The sequence below is a fragment of the Pelomicrobium sp. G1 genome (genome assembly GCF_051905455.1).
Classification (GTDB): domain Bacteria; phylum Pseudomonadota; class Gammaproteobacteria; order Burkholderiales; family UBA6910; genus Pelomicrobium.
Window position 1 is genome coordinate 150846 of record NZ_JBQACR010000003.1, and the last position, 18218, is coordinate 169063.

At 68.3% G+C, this 18218-nt stretch carries 19 protein-coding genes; 15 read left to right on the plus strand and 4 right to left on the minus strand.

Features of this window, described 5'->3' with window-relative positions; translation table 11 throughout:
- Positions 1-98 precede the first annotated feature (98 nt).
- A complete protein-coding gene (locus ACTFO6_RS04405) occupies positions 99-785 on the minus strand; it encodes a dienelactone hydrolase family protein (RefSeq protein WP_439933230.1) in 687 nt (228 codons plus the stop codon).
- 344 nt (positions 786-1129) lie between these two features.
- On the opposite strand from ACTFO6_RS04405, the gene ACTFO6_RS04410 reads away from it, so the two are divergent.
- From ACTFO6_RS04410 to ACTFO6_RS04425, 4 genes are all read left to right on the plus strand, one after another.
- Complete coding sequence (locus tag ACTFO6_RS04410) at positions 1130-2296, plus strand: alpha/beta fold hydrolase (RefSeq protein WP_439933231.1); 1167 nt, start codon at positions 1130-1132, stop codon at positions 2294-2296.
- Position 2297: 1 nt separating this feature from the next.
- Positions 2298-2714 (plus strand): archease, encoded by a 417-nt coding sequence (locus ACTFO6_RS04415; protein ID WP_439933232.1) that lies wholly within the window; start codon positions 2298-2300, stop codon positions 2712-2714.
- A gap of 133 nt (positions 2715-2847) precedes the next feature.
- Positions 2848-3702 carry a bifunctional DNA primase/polymerase gene (locus tag ACTFO6_RS04420; protein ID WP_439933233.1) on the plus strand — a complete coding sequence of 285 codons (855 nt, stop codon included), beginning with the start codon at positions 2848-2850 and terminating at the stop codon, positions 3700-3702.
- Positions 3674-4159 carry an adenosine-specific kinase gene (locus ACTFO6_RS04425; RefSeq protein ID WP_439933234.1) on the plus strand — a complete coding sequence of 162 codons (486 nt, stop codon included), beginning with the start codon at positions 3674-3676 and terminating at the stop codon, positions 4157-4159. The genes ACTFO6_RS04420 and ACTFO6_RS04425 overlap by 29 nt, the downstream gene beginning before the upstream one ends.
- A gap of 190 nt (positions 4160-4349) precedes the next feature.
- Here ACTFO6_RS04425 and ACTFO6_RS04430 read toward each other — a convergent pair whose 3' ends face one another.
- Positions 4350-4781: a universal stress protein gene (locus ACTFO6_RS04430; protein ID WP_439933235.1), complete on the minus strand. Its 432-nt coding sequence runs from the start codon at positions 4779-4781 to the stop codon at positions 4350-4352.
- Positions 4782-5063: 282 nt separating this feature from the next.
- Here ACTFO6_RS04430 and ACTFO6_RS04435 point away from each other — a divergent pair, with 282 nt between their 5' ends.
- From ACTFO6_RS04435 to ACTFO6_RS04445, 3 genes are all read left to right on the plus strand, one after another.
- Positions 5064-5264, plus strand: coding sequence for a dodecin family protein (locus tag ACTFO6_RS04435; RefSeq protein WP_439933236.1), 201 nt, complete (start codon positions 5064-5066; stop codon positions 5262-5264).
- A 152-nt stretch (positions 5265-5416) separates the two neighbouring features.
- A complete protein-coding gene (locus ACTFO6_RS04440; RefSeq protein ID WP_439933237.1) occupies positions 5417-5569 on the plus strand; it encodes a hypothetical protein in 153 nt (50 codons plus the stop codon).
- A gap of 181 nt (positions 5570-5750) precedes the next feature.
- On the plus strand, positions 5751-6305 hold the full coding sequence (locus tag ACTFO6_RS04445) for an Hsp20/alpha crystallin family protein (RefSeq protein ID WP_439933238.1): 555 nt from the start codon (positions 5751-5753) through the stop codon (positions 6303-6305).
- A 175-nt stretch (positions 6306-6480) separates the two neighbouring features.
- Here the strand turns inward: ACTFO6_RS04445 and ACTFO6_RS04450 are convergent, their stop codons facing one another.
- Both ACTFO6_RS04450 and ACTFO6_RS04455 read right to left on the minus strand, forming a co-directional pair.
- Positions 6481-8298, minus strand: coding sequence for an adenosylcobalamin-dependent ribonucleoside-diphosphate reductase (locus tag ACTFO6_RS04450; protein WP_439933239.1), 1818 nt, complete (start codon positions 8296-8298; stop codon positions 6481-6483).
- Positions 8299-8307: 9 nt separating this feature from the next.
- The gene (locus ACTFO6_RS04455; protein ID WP_439933240.1) at positions 8308-8757 is read right to left on the minus strand and encodes a CBS domain-containing protein; all 450 of its coding nucleotides are present in this window, start codon (positions 8755-8757) and stop codon (positions 8308-8310) included.
- A 264-nt stretch (positions 8758-9021) separates the two neighbouring features.
- On the opposite strand from ACTFO6_RS04455, the gene ACTFO6_RS04460 reads away from it, so the two are divergent.
- The 8 genes from ACTFO6_RS04460 (at position 9022) to ACTFO6_RS04495 (ending at position 18188) form a co-directional block, all read left to right on the plus strand.
- Complete coding sequence (locus ACTFO6_RS04460) at positions 9022-9198, plus strand: hypothetical protein (protein WP_439933241.1); 177 nt, start codon at positions 9022-9024, stop codon at positions 9196-9198.
- Positions 9199-9530: 332 nt separating this feature from the next.
- The gene (locus ACTFO6_RS04465; RefSeq protein WP_439933242.1) at positions 9531-10742 is read left to right on the plus strand and encodes a Lon-like protease helical domain-containing protein; all 1212 of its coding nucleotides are present in this window, start codon (positions 9531-9533) and stop codon (positions 10740-10742) included.
- 9 nt (positions 10743-10751) lie between these two features.
- Complete coding sequence (locus ACTFO6_RS04470; protein ID WP_439933243.1) at positions 10752-12386, plus strand: cation:proton antiporter; 1635 nt, start codon at positions 10752-10754, stop codon at positions 12384-12386.
- Between the two features lie 11 nt (positions 12387-12397).
- On the plus strand, positions 12398-13291 hold the full coding sequence (locus ACTFO6_RS04475) for a universal stress protein (protein WP_439933244.1): 894 nt from the start codon (positions 12398-12400) through the stop codon (positions 13289-13291).
- Positions 13292-13354: 63 nt separating this feature from the next.
- Positions 13355-14479, plus strand: a complete 1125-nt coding sequence (tal, locus tag ACTFO6_RS04480; protein WP_439933245.1) for a transaldolase — start codon at positions 13355-13357, stop codon at positions 14477-14479.
- Positions 14480-14589: 110 nt separating this feature from the next.
- On the plus strand, positions 14590-16977 hold the full coding sequence (locus ACTFO6_RS04485; RefSeq protein WP_439933246.1) for a phosphoketolase family protein: 2388 nt from the start codon (positions 14590-14592) through the stop codon (positions 16975-16977).
- A gap of 355 nt (positions 16978-17332) precedes the next feature.
- Entirely contained in the window at positions 17333-17665 is a 333-nt protein-coding gene (locus tag ACTFO6_RS04490; protein ID WP_439933247.1) for a hypothetical protein, read from the plus strand.
- A 91-nt stretch (positions 17666-17756) separates the two neighbouring features.
- The gene (locus tag ACTFO6_RS04495; RefSeq protein WP_439933248.1) at positions 17757-18188 is read left to right on the plus strand and encodes a universal stress protein; all 432 of its coding nucleotides are present in this window, start codon (positions 17757-17759) and stop codon (positions 18186-18188) included.
- The last annotated feature ends 30 nt before the right edge of the window (positions 18189-18218 follow it).

The following is an 18218-nucleotide window of genomic DNA, read 5'->3' on the forward strand; positions in this document are numbered from 1 at the left end:
GCCTGCCTTTCAGGAGCCGCCCCACGGCTAGCGGATGCTCCGTGGGCGCCCGCCCGAAGGCGGGGACACCGGCGGTAATGGCACGCGCCCGGCCGAGATCAGTCCGGAGGAAGCCGGGAAAGATGCGCCGAGCCGAAGTGGCGCAGGAACCAGGCGCTCGCCTGGTGCGCCACCTCCTCTAGCGTGCCGGGTTCTTCGAACAGATGGGTGGCACCCGGGATGATGGAGAGCTGCCTTTCGCAGGTCATCACCTCGTAGGCGGCCTGATTGAGCTCGATCACCACCTCGTCCCGGCCTCCGACCAGCAGCAGGGTGGGGGCGCGCACCCGGCGCAGCGCCTCCCGGCCGGCCAGATCCGGCCGGCCGCCCCGGGAGACGACGGCGGCGATTTCGTCCCCGAGTTCCGACGCCGCCTGCAGGGCCGCCGCCGCGCCCGTGCTGGCGCCGAAATAGCCCATCGGCAGGGAGGCGCAACCCGCCTGCCGGCGCAGCCAACCGGTGGCGACCATCAGGCGCCGGGTGAGGAGGGGGATATCGAAGCGGGTCTCGTAATCCCTGTCCTCCTCCACCGTCAGCAGATCCATGAGCAGGGTGCCGATCCCAGCCTCGCGCAAGACTCGCGCCACGTAATTGTTGCGCGGAGAATGCCGGCTGGAGCCGCTGCCGTGGGCGAACAACACCATTCCCCGGGCCGATTCCGGCGCCTCCAGCATGCCTTCGATCACGGCCGGGCCGTCCGGGATGTGGACGAGTTTATGCATGGGGAAAGGGGACGCTGGGCTCATGGCGGAACGTTTGAGCGGGGCATGGTTTACACAGGGACGATTCGCCGGGATGGATGTCCACGCAGCCTTAAACCTACCGGCGGAGGTCGGATGGGGCGTCGATCCCGGTCAACGGAAACATCGTCCTGCGGCGAGACCCGGCGCCTCCCGTTCCGGGTATGTTATAAGAAGCGACGACGCCCTGCCTATCCCGGCCCACGCCGATTGCGATCGATGATGTCCAGGACCCGCCGGCGCCGTTTTGCGCTTCGGAAGGGCATTGACCCATATCAAAGGCCTGGATCGAATTGAGTGCATCGTGGCCCTGTCCCAAGGGGACGATAGGCGGTGCGAGCGAGGCGGCGATGACGGAATATAGCCATAGCGGGGGAGGGGGTGGAGAGGCCCTGGACGGGGGGTTCGCCCGCGTTCTGGAGACGAGCCTCGCCGCCTGGAGCCTCTACGGGGGGATGGACGCCTGGCGCCGGGCGTGGGGTCACGCCTTGGACGCGGTGGGCCTGGGACCCCAGGAGACGCCGGGCCGAGTGGTGCTGGCGCGCCCTCCCGTCACGCTCAAGGCGTATCACCGCCCGGCCGAGGGCGGCCCGGCGGTACTCCTCGTGCCGGCGCCCTTCAAGCGGGCCTATCTCTGGGATCTGGCGCCTCGAGCGAGCGTGGTGCGCCGGTGTCTCGAGGCCGGCTTTCGGGTCTACTTGCTGCAATGGGAGCCCCCGGGCGAGGCGGAAGCGGAATACGGGTTAGCTCAATACGCGGGCCGGTTGCTCCTGGAGGCCCTGGAGGCCGTCGCCGCCGACGGCGGCGCGGCCCGCCCCGGCCTCATCGCCCATTCCCTGGGCGGCACCTTCGCCGCCGCCTTCACGGCGGCCCATCCGGAGCGGGTGGGGGCGCTGGCCTTGCTCGCCGCGCCGCTCCACTTCGGCGAGGGCATCGGCACCTTCGGCCGCACGCTGGCGGCCCTTTCCCGCACGGGCCTCCCCGAGCGGCTGCCGGCCAACGTCCCCGGCTCCTATCTCAACACCCTGAGCGTGCTCGCTTCCCCGAAGACGTTCCAGCTCGACCGCTGGCTCGACTGGCTCTCCAGCATGGGGGACGCCGAAGCGGCTCAGACCCATCTGCGGGTGGAGCGCTGGGCCCTGGACGAGACGCCGCTGCCGAGGAGGCTCTTTGCCGAGATTGCCGCCTGGCTGTACCGGGAGGACCGCTTCATGCGCGGCACCCTCGAGCTCGGCGGCCGGCGGGCGGCGCCGGAGCGCCTGGCGATTCCGGTGCTGTGCGCGGCCGACCCCCGTTGCGACATCGTGCCGCCCCAATCGGTGGTACCCTTCTACGAAGCGCTGCCGGGGGCGAACAAGGCGCTGCTCTGGTACCACGGCGACACCGGCGTGGCGATCCAGCACGTGGGCCTGCTGGTGGGGCGCAACGCCCACCGGCGCCTGTGGCCCGAGATCCTGCGCTGGTTAAGCGGCGCACTGGCGCACGACGGATCCGGGAAGCGAGAACGGCAAGGGTGACATGGAAGCGCCGACCTACGACTATTTCGAGCACGACGCCGACATCGGCGTGATCGGGCGAGGGCGGACCGTGACCGAAGCGTTCGAAGCCGCAGCCCGGGCGATGTTCGCCATCATGACCGATCTCGCCCAGGTCGGTCAGGCGCTCACGGTCCAGGTGGAGTTCGAAGAACCGGACGTGGAGCTGGCCCTGGTCACCTGGCTCAACCGGCTGCTGGGGGCGGCGCGGGAGCACGGCGCCGTCTTCAGCCGGTTCTCCCTGGAGCGGCGCGGGGATCGCTGGGTGGGGGAAGCTTCCGGCGAGGCCTGGACCTCCCGCATGGAGCGGGGCGTGGAGGTGAAGGGCGCGACGCTCACCATGCTTTCGGTCCGGGAGCGGGACGGGGAATGGGAAGCGCGCTGCGTGGTGGACGTTTAGAGTTGCCGCCCGGGGCACTGGCAGACCGTCACCGTCCGCTGCGTTTTGCTTCGCTCAGCGCTTCTCGCTCGATTTCGAGATAGGCTCCAAGCTTTTCGAGCGTTCACTTGAGCCGATGCGCCGGGGGAAGTCCATGTCCGAACCGCAGGCTTCGGTATGGGCCGCAGCCCGCGCATACCTCGCACGCGGCTGGTCGGTGGTCCCGGTGGAGCGGCGTGGCAAACGGCCTGTGGTTCCGTGGGCCGAGTTCCAGCGCCGCCTTCCGACGGAGGATGAGCTCGAGGCGTGGTTCCGGCACCGCGGCGAGGCGAACCTGGCCATCGTCACCGGGGCCGTGTCCGGGCTCGTGGTGCTGGACGTGGATCCCCGGCATGGAGGCGAGCAGAGCCTCGCCGCCCTCGAAGCCGAGCATGGCGGGCTGCCCGTCACCGTCGAGGCGACGACCGGGGGAGGGGGACGGCACTGCTATTTCTCCCACCCCGGCGGGCTAGTGCCGAACCGGATCGCCATCGCCTCGGGCATCGACTTGCGCGGAGACGGCGGCGTGGCGGTGGCGCCCCCGTCGTTGCATCCGAGCGGGCGGTGCTACGCCTGGGTGCCGGGACGCAGCCCCGATGAGGTGCCTCTGGCGGCCGTACCCCCGTGGCTCCTGCGCCTGGTGCTGCCCGCGGGACCGCGGACGGGACATCCGATCGCCCATTGGCGGAGCCTCGTGCGGGAGGGCGTGGAGGAAGGGCAACGCAACAACACCATCGCTTCCCTGGCCGGACACCTCTTCTGGCGCGGCGTCGACCCGCAGGTGGTGCTCGAGCTTCTGCTCGCCTGGAACAGGGCGCGATGCCGTCCTCCCCTGGCGGACGAGGAAGTGGCCCGCGTGGTGGAGAGCATCCTGCGTCTGCACGAGCGGGAGCGGGAGGAGGCGGTTCCGTTCGATCCAAGTCAAACAGGAGGAATCCGAGATGGAACTCATCACCGTGAAGATCGATAAACCGGAAGCGGTCAATTTCATCCTAGGGCAGACCCACTTCATTAAATCGGTGGAAGACATCCACGAGGCTCTGGTCGCCGCGGTTCCCGGCATCAAGTTCGGCCTGGCTTTTTGCGAAGCTTCCGGCAAATGCCTCGTCCGCTGGTCGGGCACCGATCCCGCCATGGTGGAGCTCGCCCGGAAGAACGCCATGGCCATCGCCGCCGGCCATTGCTTCATCGTTTTCCTGGGCGAGGGCTTCTACCCGCTCAACGTCCTCAATACGCTCAAGGCGGTGCCGGAGGTGTGCCGCATCTTCTGTGCCACGGCCAATCCGACCGAAATCGTCCTTGCCGAAACGGCGCAGGGGCGCGCCATCCTGGGCGTGGTGGACGGCTTTCGCACCAAGGACATCGAGGGCGAAGAGGACATCCAGTGGCGGAAGGATCTGCTGCGGAAGATCGGCTATAAGCTTTGAGGCAGACGCGTGGCTGTCCGAGCTCCCATTATCGCCCGCTTTCCGGTCGATCCTGAAAGGATCCGCCGTCTCCAGGCCCACGTAGCGTTCGCCGGGAAGCTTGGGGCCGTCGCGCAAAAGGGCGAAGCGCAGGCGCTCCCGGATGGACGGGGGCGCAGGCTTAGGGGATCTCAACGGGGAAGCGCCGCCTTCACCGTCCCCGCACCAGCATCACGGGGATCGGGCTTCGCCGGGCGACGCCTTCCGCCACGCTGCCCAGCAGAAGGTGCTCGAAGCCGTGCCGCCCGTGGGTCCCCATGACGATGAGATCGGCAGGCCACCGGGCGGCTTCTTCCACGATGGCCCCCGGGATGCGCCGTCCGCCGGCGTCGATCAGTTCGGTCGCGGCCGGCACGCCCGCCTCGCGCGCCCGGTTCTCCGCCCGCGCCAACGCCGTCTCCCCCTCCCGCTTGAACGCCTCGGTGAGGTCGATGGGTCCCCCGCCGGAGGAGGCCACGAAGTGCTTGAAGACGTGGACGATCCGTACCTCGGCGCCCTGCTCCTTCGCCAGTTGGAGCGCCGTTTCCAGCGCGACTTGCGATGTGGCGCTTCCGTCGATGGGAACAAAGATGTGCTTGAACATCGCGGTCCTTTCCTTGGTTCGACCCAGGCATCTTTCGCCAGTTTAGGCGCGCCGAAAAGGCGCCGGTTTGATGCAAGTCAAACCGGCCGACCCCCGCTCGTGCTGTAATCGGCCTGGGCATTCCGGTGGCGCCGTCGAGATGCCGGGCGGTGCCCGCCCTCGCCGGCCCCTCTCCCTCTGGGGAGGAGATCGCCCAGTCCCTCTCTCCTTCCGGGAGGAAGGGCGGGACGACGGGAACTGGTTCATCGACCATTTGCTGCAGACGCAGAAAGGAGTAGCGCCATGTCCGTCGCGAAAATCATCGAAATCAGCGCCGAATCCACCCAGAGTTTCGAGGACGCGATCCGCCAGGGGATCGAGACCGCGTCCAAGACGGTGCGCAACATTCGCGCCGCCTGGGTCAAGGAGCAGCAGGTGGTGGTCGAGGGCGGAAACATCGCCAAGTACCGAGTGGACCTGAAGGTCACCTTCGTCCTGGAATGAGCCGGCCGCCGCGCGGGCCTACCGGCCCATGGACCGAACCGCCTCTCTCCAGTCCCGCAACGCCGCCGCCGAAGCGCTCAAGCGCGTGCGGCACGCCCTGCGGGCTTCCCCGGCTACGCCCGTCCCCATGGGATCTGGCTGACCCTCGAGCCGTGGACGATCGAAACGGGCTCTTGACGCCCACCCTCAAGCTCAAGCGCCCGGAGATGGAGAAGCGCTTCGCCGCCCAGATCGAAGCGCTCTATGCCAAGCACGATCGGGACCGACCCCGTCGCCAGGTGAAATCCGGCGCCGGTTTGCGCTAGATCAAACCCGGGTGTCTCTAGAAACGGCATATTGATCCGGTCGGCTTTGGCAAGGCGGTCCAGTTTTTGGTCCGCCGCTATTGAGCCTCCGGTAAATGGTCGACGAACCATTTGCCGCCGTCCTCCTCCCGGCTGGGGGAGGAGGAAGAGGGGATGCCCTCTCCCCGAGGGAGAGGGCGGTATGATCCCGAAGGGATCGCGTGCATCGTTTCGACCAGGAGGATTCATCATGACTGAGGAAACGAAAAAGGAAGTGGCCGTCACCAAAGGAAAGGAAGTCCGACGGGTCCCGGCTAGGGCGTTGAGCCCGTTCGAGGACATCGAGCGCATGCTCGAGGATTTCTTTTCCTACCGCTGGCCGCAGCCGTTCCGGTGGGAGTGGCCGGCCGTCCCCGATGTGGCAAGGGTCGGGGCACGGATACCGAAGCTCGACGTCATCGATCGCGACGCCGAAGTGGTGGTGAGGGCTGAGGTGCCGGGGGTGAACAAGGAGGACATCGAGATTTCGCTCACCGGCAACGTGCTCACCATCAAGGGCGAGACCAAACGCGAGGAGAAGGAAGAAAAAGGCGATTACTATCGCTGCGAGATTTCCCGCGGCGCGTTCTCGCGCACCGTTTCGCTGCCGGCGGAAGTGGACGAATCGAAAGCCAAGGCGTCGTTGAAAGACGGCGTGCTGGAGATCACGCTGCCCAAGACGGAGACGGCGAAGAGGCGCACCATCAAAGTCGAATGAACCGTGCGGTTGCGCCGCCGGGCGCGGCGGCCAGGGAAGCGTCTTGGCGGGGTCTGCTCGATCGTTTACGACACGGCGGAAGGCCGGACGCTAAAGGTCGCTGAATTCACGGGCGATCGGGCGGGTATTGGGACCCGAAGCCGACCGATGGGAGCCTGCCCCGCCGCCCGTGCCTTCAGTCCGCTTCGCGCTCGATCGCGCAGCAGTGGGGGGCCGCCGTGCTCTCCTCTGCCGCCGTGACGACCACGCCCCGTACAGGGTTGGGGCGGTACGTGGTACAGCCTTTCAGCCCGCGGTCGTAGGCGAGGTCGTAGATGTTTTGGAACGCGTCGAACGGGAAATCCTCCGGGACGGCGATCGTCTTGGAGATGGAGTTGTCGACGAACGGTTGCAGGGCCGCCTGCATCGCCACATGGCCGTCCGGGGGCACGTCCGAAGCGCGGACGAAGGCCGGCGGCAAGCCCTTGCGGTCGCCCGTCAGCCGCCGCCACAAAGCCACGGCGTAATCGACCAGCTCGAAGGCGGACGTGGTGCCGTCCTCGTGCAGCATGCTGCGGCGGAATTCCGCGGCAAAAGCCGGCTCCAGGCCGCTCGACACGTTGCCGGCCAGCAGGCTGATGGTCCCGGTCGGGGCGACGGCGATCAAGTGGCTGTTGCGGATGCCGTGCCGCGCGATTCCGTCCCGGATGTCCGCCGGCAGCGATCGGATGAATTCGCCGTGGAGGTACTGGCCGCGCTCGAAGAACGGGAACGGCCCCTTCTCCTGGGCGAGTTCGATGGAGTTGCGGTAGGCGCTGTGGCAAATCAGGCGCATGACCTCGGCGGCGAGCGCGCGTGCCTCGGGCTCGGCATAGTGTAGGTTAAGCATGATCAAAGTGTCGGCGAGCCCGGTGATGCCCAGACCGATACGCCGCGTGCCGCGCGCCTGTTCTGCCTGCTGCGCGAGCGGGAACTGCGAGGCGTCGATGACGTTGTCCATGAGCCGCGCGGCGACCGTCGCCGTCTCGCGGATGCCTTCCGTGTCCAGGTGCGCCCGGTCGGTGAACGGCTCGCGCACGAAGGCGGTGAGGTTCACCGATCCCAGATCGCAGGCGCCGTACGGCGGCAGCGGCACCTCGCCGCACGGGTTCGTCGCGCTGATTCGCTCGCGGTACCGGAGATTGTTCTGCCGGTTGATGCGGTCGATGAAGAGCACGCCCGGCTCGGCGTAGTCGTAGGTCGCGCGCAGGATCATGGCCCAGAGATCGCGGGCTTTGAGCGTCCTGTGGACGCGGCAGCGCACGGGCTCGTCGTGCCCGGGCCAGTCGCGCAGGACGGTTTCCCCTCCGGGTTCGTCCGCCGCCGTGGCGGGGAAGACAAGGGGCCAATCCCGGCCCAGGCGGACTGCCTCGATAAAGGCGTCGGTTACCAGGACCGACAGGTTGAAATGCCGCAACGCGCCCGGCTTCCGCTTGGCCGAGACGAACTCTTCGATGTCGGGATGGTCGCAGCGCAGGGTCGCCATCATCGCCCCGCGCCGCGCACCGGTGGATAGAAGGGTCGCGCACATGGCGTCCCAGAGGCCCATGAAGGAGACGGGCCCGGAAGCGATGGCGCCGACGCCCTTCGCACGCGTGCCCCGCGGGCGCAAGGTGGAAAAATCGTAGCCTACGCCGCCGCCCTGCTGCATGGTGACAGCACCCTCATGGAGGGCGCGGAAGATGCCCTCCATCGAGTCCTCGATCGTCCCCATCACGAAGCAGTTGAAAAGCGTGACGTTGCGCCCGGTGCCGGCGCCGGCCAGGATGCGCCCGCCGGGCAGGAATTTGAAATCTTCCAGGATGTCGAGGAAGCGCCGCGTCCAAGCCTCCCGGTCGCGCCATTCCACGGCGCCCAGCGTCCGCGCTACCCGGCGCCAGGTGTCTTCGATGGTGTGATCCCCGCCGTTTGCCCCGTCCCGATACCGGTACTTGGTCTCCCAGACGTGCCTCGACGCTTGCGTCAAGAATCCCACTTGCCGGCCTCAGCGGCGGCGCTGCGCCTCGTTCGCCTGCTCGCGCGCGACCACTTTGACCGCCGCGTCCAGCTCCTCGGCGAGGACTTCCAGCACGTCGTCCAGCGCCAGGATGCCCGCCAGGGCGCCCTCGGCATCCACCACCGGCACGCGGCGCACGCCGCGGGCGCGCATGATCTGCAGCGTCTCGTATACGTCGTCGTGCTCAGCTGCGGTGGCGGGCTCCCCGCCCATGATGTCGCCGACGGTCAGGGCGGCCGGGTCCAGCCCTGTGGCCACCACGCCGACGACGATATCCCGGTCGGTGACGATTCCGACGGGAATACTCCGCCCGCTGGACTCGTCCACCACCACCACATCCCCGACGTGGTATTCGCGCATCAAGCGCGCTGCCTCGAGGACGGTGGTGTCGCAGGTCGCGATCACGACTTCCCGGGTGCAGATCTCGCCGACATCCATGATTTCCTCCTTGGGCGGACGGTCGACGCAGCGGGCGCGTCTGCGCCGCTTTACGCTTTTAGTATTCCGCCGCCCGTCTGGAAGCGCTTTGACCCAGATCAAAGCCGGGCCGCACCCTGCGCCTGGACCTGGGGCTCGGATAAGAGCGAAAATCTCCTCCGCGCTCCTGGAACCGGGAGTGTCCCTCGGGCCGAGCCGGCCCGAGGGAAGGCCGGCCGTTTCTCCGTCTCCCGCATGACACCGATAAGGCCAAGGAGATCTTCGATGCCCAAGCCAAGAAAATCCCTTCCCCCGGAACCTGCCGAAGCCGACCTGCAGCAGTCGAGCGCGCGCTCGATCGCGAAACAGGAACAGCTCAAGCGCATCGTCAAGCAGCATCCCCAGCGCGACATCCCCCGGGTGGAGAGCGTCGAACCGGCCGACGCGCCGCCGAAGGAATAAGCGGCGGCACCGCCCCGGCGGTTTCCCGCCGCCGGCGGTTCCCACGGAACCCGGTGGACGAGTCGCTTACCGGCGTCCGTCCGGCGAAGCCGGGCTATCCCGCGGCCGATGGCGCTCGGCTTGGAGCGCCGGGCTTCATACCGCCGCCCCCCGAAGGCGCGCACACCGGGCGGTGGCGGGTTCTGCAGCCGCCGGATCTGTCCGCCGATCGCGCGCCGGGTGAGCGGCTCGGACACCGCGCGGCCGGCTCGTGTTGATATAGATCAATTTGCAGGGCGGCGCGGACTTTAGAATGAGAATGACCGCTGCGCCCGTAGGATGCCCCCGATCCCATGAACAGGCCGGCACCGTCCGCCATTTTCCAGGCCCTGAGCCCCGAACTGCTGTGCGGCTATTGCCACCCGTCACGTTTCCCGTTTGAGACGGCCGACGAGCTCGAAGCCCTGGACGAATTCGTCGGGCAGGCGCGGGCGGCGGGGGCCGTGCGCTTCGGCATCGGCATCCGCAGGAATGGCTATAACCTCTACGTGCTCGGGCCGCCCGGGGCGGGCAAGCGCACGCTGGTCCAGGAATTCCTAGCGCGCCGGGCGAAAGGCGAAGGGCGGCCCTCCGATTGGTGCTACGTCCGCGATTTCGAACAGCCGCACAAGCCCAGGGCCTTGCGTCTGCCGCCCGGGCGCGGCGTGAGGCTGCGCAACGACATGCGGCAGCTTGTGGACGAACTGCGCGTGGCGATCCCGGCCGCGTTCGAGAGCGAGGAATACCGCGCCCGTGCCCAGCAGATCGAGGCGGAGTATGCCGAGCGCGAGGCGACGGCCCTCGAGAAGCTCGGAGAGGAGGCGGCGCGGGAGGGGATCGTGCTGTTGCGGACGCCGGTGGGCTTCTCCTTCGCTCCCGCGAAGGAGCGCGAGGTGATCGCCCCGGAGGAGTACGAGCGGCTTCCGGCGGAGGAGAAGAAGCGCATCGAAGAGGTGGTTGGCCGGTTGCACGAAAAGCTCGCCGCCATCGTTCACCAGAGCCAGCAGTGGCGCAAGGAACGGCGCGAGCGCATCCGCCAGCTCAACGGCGAAGTGGTCATGTTCGCGGTCGGCCACCTCACGGAGGAGCTGAAGGAACGTTACGGCGATCTGCCGGAGGTGCAGCGGTACATCGATGCCGTCCAGTCCAACGTGGTGGAGACGATGGACGAATTCCGCAAGCCGGAGGAGCGTCCCCCCGCCGTCCTCGGGGCGCAGGTCGTCGAGACGCCGTCCTTCCGGCGCTTCGAGGTCAACGTCCTGGTGGACCACGCCGAGCAGGACGGCGCCCCTCTCGTTTTCGAGGACCATCCCACGTACCAGAACCTGGCGGGGCGCGTGGAGCACATCGCCCACATGGGCGCCCTGGTCACGGACTTCACGCTGATCAAGCCCGGCGCGCTGCACCGCGCCACCCGGGTCCGTCGCTGCGGAGCGCTGGTGGTGCCGGGCAATGTCGTACCCGGGGAAGAGACGCTCCGGGAGCTGTTGCGGGCGATTCCGTGTCCGATGCTCATCGCGCCGTGAGGCTGCGCGATGAACGCGTACTACGAGTTCGCCCTGCTGCTCGCCGTGTCGGCCGCCGCCGGCACGCTGGCGGTGCGGCTCAAGCAGCCCCTGATCGTGGCCTTCATCCTGGTGGGGATCCTGGCGGGGCCGGCCGGGCTCCAGTGGGTGCGCAGCTACGACGAGGTCGCCCTGCTCGCCGAGATCGGCGTCACGGTCCTGCTGTTCGCGGTGGGGCTCAAGCTGGACCTGCACCTGGTGCGGCACCTGGGGCCGGTGGCCCTCGCCACCGGCCTGGGCCAGCTCGGCTTCACCATCGTGTTCGGCTACCTGATCGGCCTGGCCTTGGGAATGGGTCATCTGGAGGCGGCCTACGTGGCCGTCGCCTTGACCTTCTCCAGCACCATCATCATCGTCAAGCTCCTTTCCGACAAGCGCGAGATCGACTCGCTGCACGGGCGCATCGCCCTCGGTTTCCTCATCGTGCAGGACGTGGCGGTGGTGCTCGCCATGATGGCGATCGGCACCCACGGCGCGGCGGGGGCGGCCGCAGACGCAGCGCAGCTCCTCGCCCGGCTGGGGATCAAGGTGGGCGGGCTGGCGCTCTTCATTTTCGTGGCCATGCGCTTCCTGCTGCCGCGCCTGCTCCACGTGATGGCGCGATCCCAGGAGCTTTTGCTGCTCTTCGCCATCGCCTGGGGCGTCGCCCTGGCCTCGGCCGGGGACTGGCTCGGCTTCGGAAAGGAGGTGGGCGCTTTTCTCGCGGGCTTCTCCCTGGCCTCCACGCCCTACCGGGACGCCATGGCGACGCGGCTGGTCAGCATCCGGGACTTCCTCCTGCTGTTTTTCTTCATCGATCTCGGGGCCAAGCTGGAGCTGCCGGCCCTCGGTGAGGAGCTTCCGGCGGCGGTGGTGTTCTCCCTGTTCGTGCTGGTGGGCAATCCGCTGATCGTCATGGCCATCATGGGCTACATGGGCTACCGCAAGCGCACCGGCTTTCTCGCCGGGCTCACGGTGGCCCAGATCAGCGAGTTCTCCATCGTCTTTGTCGCCATGGGCATCTCCTTGGGCCATGTGGGATCCCAGACCCTGGGGCTCGTGACCCTGGTGGGGCTGGTGACCATCGCCCTTTCCACCTACATGATCCTGTATTCCCAGACCCTCTACGGCTGGGTGGGGCGCTGGCTGGGGGTGTTCGAGCGGCGCCATCCGTTCCGCGAGGCGGCGGTGGAGCGCGCCGGGGCGTCGGCGTATGGTGCCGACGTGATCGTGTTCGGGCTGGGCCGCTACGGGCGCCGGCTGGCCGAGCAGTTACGCGACCAAGGCGTGGCCGTGCTCGGCGTGGACTTCGACCCGGAGACGGTCCGGTCCCGGCGGCGGCAGGGGTTGCGGGTGATCTTCGGCGACGCGGAGGATCCCGAGGTGCCCTCCATGCTGCCCCTCGGCCGCGCCCGCTGGGTGGTGAGCACGCTGCCCCAGCGGGACGTGAACCTGGGGCTGCTCAAGGCCCTCAAGGCCTATGGCTTCCGCGGCACGGTGGCGATGGTGGCCCACGACGAGGAGGATGCCCGGGCGCTGCGGGCGGCGGGCGCCGACCGGGTGCTGGCGCCGTTCCGCGACGCGGCGGATTTCGCCGCCGGGGTCATCGCGAAAGAGATCGTTTGAGGAGGGATGCTATGGGCGAGCCCGAGACCTTTCTGGCGGCGACCGACTTTTCCGAACGGGCCGATGCGGCGCTCGAGCGCGCGGCGGGGCTCGCCGCGCGCCACGGCGCCCGCCTGCTGCTGCTCCACGTGGTGGAGCGCTACTCCCTGGAGACGCTGCGGCGGCTCGGGGCCGCCGCCGGGGCGGGGCCATTGCCGGAACTGGTGGAGCGGGCGCGGGAGGTCCTCGCCGAGCGCTCCGCCCGGCTGGCCCAGACCCACGGGATCGCCGTGCAGCCGGAGGTGGCGGTCGGCCGGGTGTACCGGGAAATCGTCGATCGGGCCGGCGCCCGGGGCGCGGCCCTCACGGTGATCGGCGGGCACGGAGAGCACTTTTTCCGCGACCTGGTCCTGGGGGCCACGGCCCAGAAGGTGGTGCGCCACAACGAGGGACCGACCCTGGTGGTCAAGCAAGGCGCGACCCAGCCTTATGGGCGCGTTCTGGTGCCGGTGGACTTCTCGCCCGGCTCCCGCGCGGCGCTGGAGGCCGCGCGCCGCCTGGCGCCCGATGCCGCCCTCACGATCCTCCACGCCTTCGAGCTGCCCTTCGAGGGCAAGCTCTTTTACGCCGGCGTGGACCGGGACGTGGTGGAGCAATACGTACAGGCGGCCCGGCGGGAAGCCCAGGCGGACCTGGATGCTCTCCTGCTCGAGTGGGGGGCCGAGGGCGAGCGCCCCGAGGCCAAGGTGGTTCACGGCTACGCCCCCGACGTGATCGTGAACGCCGCGCGGCACGACGCCTTCGACCTGGTGGCCCTTGGCGCCCGGGGCCGCTCGGAGCTGGCGCGCTTCGTGCTGGGCAGCGTCTCCCTGCACGTGATGATGGAGGCCCCCTGCGACGTGCTGGTGGTCAACAAGGTTCGCTGAACTCCCGTTTCCAGCCGTGGTCTGCCGTGTATCCAGCGAAGGAGACCCCGAGGGAGGAACCCTATGAATCCTTTGAAGCGACTGGAACAGTTCGGACAATCCTTCTGGATCGATTCCATTTCCCGCGAGCTCATCGCCTCCGGCCAGCTCGCCCGGCTCATCGCTGAGGACGGGCTCAAGGGGCTCACGTCCAATCCGGCTATCTTCGAGCAGGCCATCGCCCAGGGCCGCGAGTACGCCGCCGCCGTTCGGCAGGCCCTGAAGGAGGGCGATCCGCCCCCGGAGGAGCTCTACGAAGCGCTGGCCATCGCCGACATCCGGGACGCGGCCGACGTTCTGCACCCGGTGTTCGAGGCCACGGGCGGCCGCGACGGCTACGTGAGCCTGGAGGTTTCCCCGCGCCTCGCCCACGACACCCGGGCCACTGTCGAAGAAGCCCGCCGGCTGTGGCGCCGGGTGGATCGTCCCAACCTGATGCTGAAAGTGCCGGCGACGCCGGCGGGGCTGCCGGCCATCGAGACTCTCATCGCCGAGAGCATTAACGTCAACGTGACCCTGCTCTTCTCCCGGGCCGTGTACGAGAAGGTGGCCCAAGCGTACATGGCGGGCCTGGAAAAGCGCCTGGCCGCGGGCCTCAGCCTCGATTCCATCGCCAGCGTCGCCAGCTTCTTCGTGAGCCGCATCGACACGGCCGTGGACGGCCTGCTCGACGAGCGGCTGGAGGCGGGAGTGTCCGGCGCGGAGCGCGCCCGGCTCGAAGGGCTGCGGGGACGGGTGGCGATCGCCAACGCCAAGCTGGCTTACCAGTCCTACAAGGCCCTCATCGCCTCCGAGCGCTGGCGGCGGCTCGCGGCCCGGGGCGCGCGGACCCAGCGCCTGCTGTGGGGCTCCACCAGTACCAAGAACCCGGCCTACCGGGACGTGGTTTACGTGGAGGAGCTGATCGGTCCGGACACCGTCAATACCATGCCCCCCGCCACCATCGACGCCTTCCGCGACCACGGCCGGCCGCGGGCGAGCCTGGAGGAAGGGGTGGAGGAGGCGCGGCGCGTCTTGGAGCGGCTGGCGGAGGCGGGCATCGCCCTGGAAGAGGTCACCGACCGGCTGCTGGACGATGGAGTACGGCGCTTCGCCGAAGCCTACGACCGGCTGCTCGCCGCCGTGGCCCGGGCGCGCCACGCGGCGTGAGGGCTGCGCCGCTTGGGCGGAGCCGGCCCAAGCGGCGCTCCGCGTCGAAAACAAGCCCCCCGGAGGCGCGCTTCTCTCCGGGCCGTCACTTTCAAGGGGAGGACGATGTCATGAACGAGACTGCGACTGCGAGCGGGGTGACCGGCCCCCTTTCCCCCGAAGAGCTGCGGCGCATCGACGCCTACTGGCGCGCCGCCAACTACCTCTCCGTGGGCCAGATCTACCTCTACGACAACCCATTGCTGAAGGAGCCCTTGGCGCTTGCCCACGTGAAGCGCCGGCTCCTGGGCCACTGGGGCACCACGCCGGGGCTCAATTTCATCTACGCCCATCTTAACCGGGCGATCCGGGCTTATGACCTGGACATGATCTTCGTCTGCGGGCCGGGCCATGGGGGACCGGCGCTCGCCGCTAATGCCTGGCTCGAGGGCACCTACAGCGAACTCCATCCGGCGCTGTCCCGGGACGAGGAGGGCATGGGGCGGCTGTTCCGGCAGTTCTCCTTTCCCGGCGGCATCGGCAGCCACGCCACACCCGAGATCCCCGGCTCGATCCACGAGGGCGGCGAGCTGGGCTACGCCCTGGCCCACGCCTTCGGCGCCGCCTTCGACAACCCGGGGCTGATCGTGGCCTGCGTGGTGGGAGACGGAGAGGCGGAAACGGGGCCGCTGGCCACCGCCTGGCATTCCAACAAGTTCCTGAACCCGGCGCGCGACGGAGCGGTGCTGCCCATCCTGCACTTGAACGGCTACAAGATCGCCAATCCCGCGGTGCTCGCGCGCATCCCCAGGACCGAGCTGGAATCGCTCTTCGTCGGCTATGGCTACCAGCCCCACTTCGTCGAGGGACACGAGCCCGAGCCCATGCACCAGCAGATGGCGGCGACGCTCGATCGCGTTTTCGACGAGATCCGCGAGATCCAAGAGCACGCGCGGGGCGGACGGCTCGCCGCACGCCCGCGCTGGCCGATGATCGTGCTGGTAACTCCCAAGGGCTGGACCGGCCCGAAGGAGGTGGACGGGAAGAAGACCGAGGGCTTCTGGCGCTCTCACCAGGTGCCTCTGTCCGGGCTCGCCCAGAACCCGGAGCACCTGAAGCTGCTGGAGCGCTGGTTGAAGAGCTACCGGCCCGGGGAGCTGTTCGACGAGCGCGGGCGGCCCAGGCCCGAGCTGACGGCGCTGGCGCCCTCTGGGGAGCGGCGTATGGGGGCCAACCCCCACGCCAACGGCGGGCTCTTGCTGAAGGCGCTGCGACTTCCCGACTTCCGCGACTACGCGGTGGACGTGCCCAAGCCCGGGCAGGCGGTGGCGGAAGCGACCCGGGTGATGGGCCGCTACTTGCGCGACGTGATGAAGCTGAACGGCGAGGCGCGCAACTTCCGCGTGTTCGGGCCCGATGAGACCGCCTCCAACCGGCTCGATGCCCTGTTCGAGGTGACCGATCGGAGCTGGATGGCGGAAATCCTGCCCGAGGACGAGCATCTCGCCCCCGACGGGCGGGTGATGGAGATCCTCTCCGAGCACACCTGCCAGGGATGGCTGGAAGGCTATCTCCTTACCGGACGCCACGGGCTGTTCTCCAGCTACGAGGCGTTCATCCACATCGTGGACTCCATGTTCAACCAGCACGCCAAGTGGCTCAAGGTGGCCAAGGAAGTCCCCTGGCGGCGTCCCATTGCGTCGCTTAACATCCTGCTCACCTCCCACGTATGGCGCCAGGACCACAACGGCTTCTCTCACCAGGACCCGGGATTCATCGACCTGGTGGTGAACAAGAAGGCGGACATCGTGCGCGTCTATCTGCCCCCGGACGCCAACACCCTGCTCGCCGTGACCGAGCGCTGCCTGCAGAGCCGTAACTTGGTAAACGTGATCGTGGCGGGCAAGCAGCCCGCGCCCCAATGGCTGGACATGGACGCGGCGGTGAAGCACGTGGCGGGCGGGATCGGCATCTGGGCCTGGGCGAGCAACGACCAGGGGGCGGAGCCCGACGTGGTCATGGCCTGCGCCGGGGACGTGCCGACTCTGGAGACCCTGGCCGCTGTGACCCTGCTGCGCCGCTACGTGCCGGAACTCAAGGTGCGGGTGGTGAACGTGGTGGACTTGATGACGCTGCAGCCCCGGGAGGAGCATCCCCACGGCCTCTCAGACCGGGAGTTCGACGGGCTCTTCACCACCGACAAGCCCATCATCTTCGCCTACCACGGCTACCCCTGGCTCATCCACCGGCTCACCTACCGGCGCACCAACCACAAAAACCTCCACGTGCGCGGCTACAAGGAGGAGGGCACCACCACCACCCCCTTCGACATGGCGGTGTTGAACGACCTGGACCGCTTCCATCTGGCCATGGACGTGATCGACCGGGTGCCCAAGCTGGGCTACGCCGCGGCCTACGCCAAGCAGGCGCTGCGGGACAAGTTGATCGACCACCGGCACTACATCGAGCGTTACGGAGAAGACATGCCGGAGGTGCTCGACTGGAAGTGGCCGGGCTAGAACCTGTTTCAAGTCTGCCTGCGTCGCAGGGTGCCCTGTAGCGTGGGCTTCAGCGCACCGCCCCAAGGGTCCTTACCCGAGGGTGGCGCGTTTCGCCTTGTTCAACGTACACCGCAACTTGGCCGCGGATGCCCGCAGAGGAGAAACTCGTCTCGACCTTTATCCGTGAAGATCCGTGTTCATTCGTGGCTTGCCTCCAGCCCGCGCGCCGGCGTGAAAGTGCAAGGGCGTTGATCTGGATCAAGGCCGAGCCCAGGAAACGGGCTAGGCTTCCCGTCAAAAGACCGATGGACGCTCTCTCCGCCCCCTGCTCGAGGTTCTGCGGGCTTGGGGCGAACCGCACCGAGGAGGGATCGTGGCACCGTCCGTATGCTGCTATTACAGAGCCAATTCCATCACGCTGCACGTCAGGGGCGCTTTTGACCGGCAGGCAAGCGAGCAGAGTATAGGCGCCTATGAGCGTGTTCCCTGTGCCTGGCGCAAGCAGCTTATCGTGATTCTTGAAGCGTTGGACAAAGTGGAGGGCAGAGCGCTGGACACGCTGCTGTACTTCTGCGAGCGCTCCCTCAACCCGCACCGGGAAATCCACCTGGTCCGCTGCGACCCTCTGGTGGGCCAGATCTTGCGCAACGCGGGGCTAGAGGCGTATTACCACATATATGAGGAGCCGTTGCGCCGCACGGCGTGAAGACTGCGCCCGGGGTTGAGCCGGGGGCGGACGCTTAGCCCAAGGGAATGCCGGTCGCGGCCCAAGCGGGACGCAAGCGCGGAGGTGACCTATGTACCAGCGGATCTTTGTTCCCATTGACGGCAGCCCGGCCTCCAGCGCGGCGCTCGCCGAGGCGATCGGGCTCTCCAAGAAGCTCGGGGCCGCGATGAGGCTTGCCCATGTGTACGAGAGCTTGCGCCATACCGGCTCGGAGGGATTCATCGACCTCACCGAGCGGCTCAAGGAGGAGGGGAAGTTCCTCCTGGCCGAGGCGCAGAAACGGTGCGCCGAGTCGGGGGTGGAGGCGGATACCGTGCTGGTGGACGCCGCGGGCCGGCGGATCGCCACCGCCATCGTGGAGGAGGCCGCCCGCTGGGGAGCCCAGCTCATCGTCATGGGCACCCACGGCCGCCACGGGTTCGAGCACCTGATCCTGGGCAGCGTGGCAGAGGGCGTCGTCCGGCGCGCGGCCACGCCCGTGCTGCTGATCCGCGCCAGGTGAGCCCTGCTGCCTCGCTTTCCTCGCCCGGCG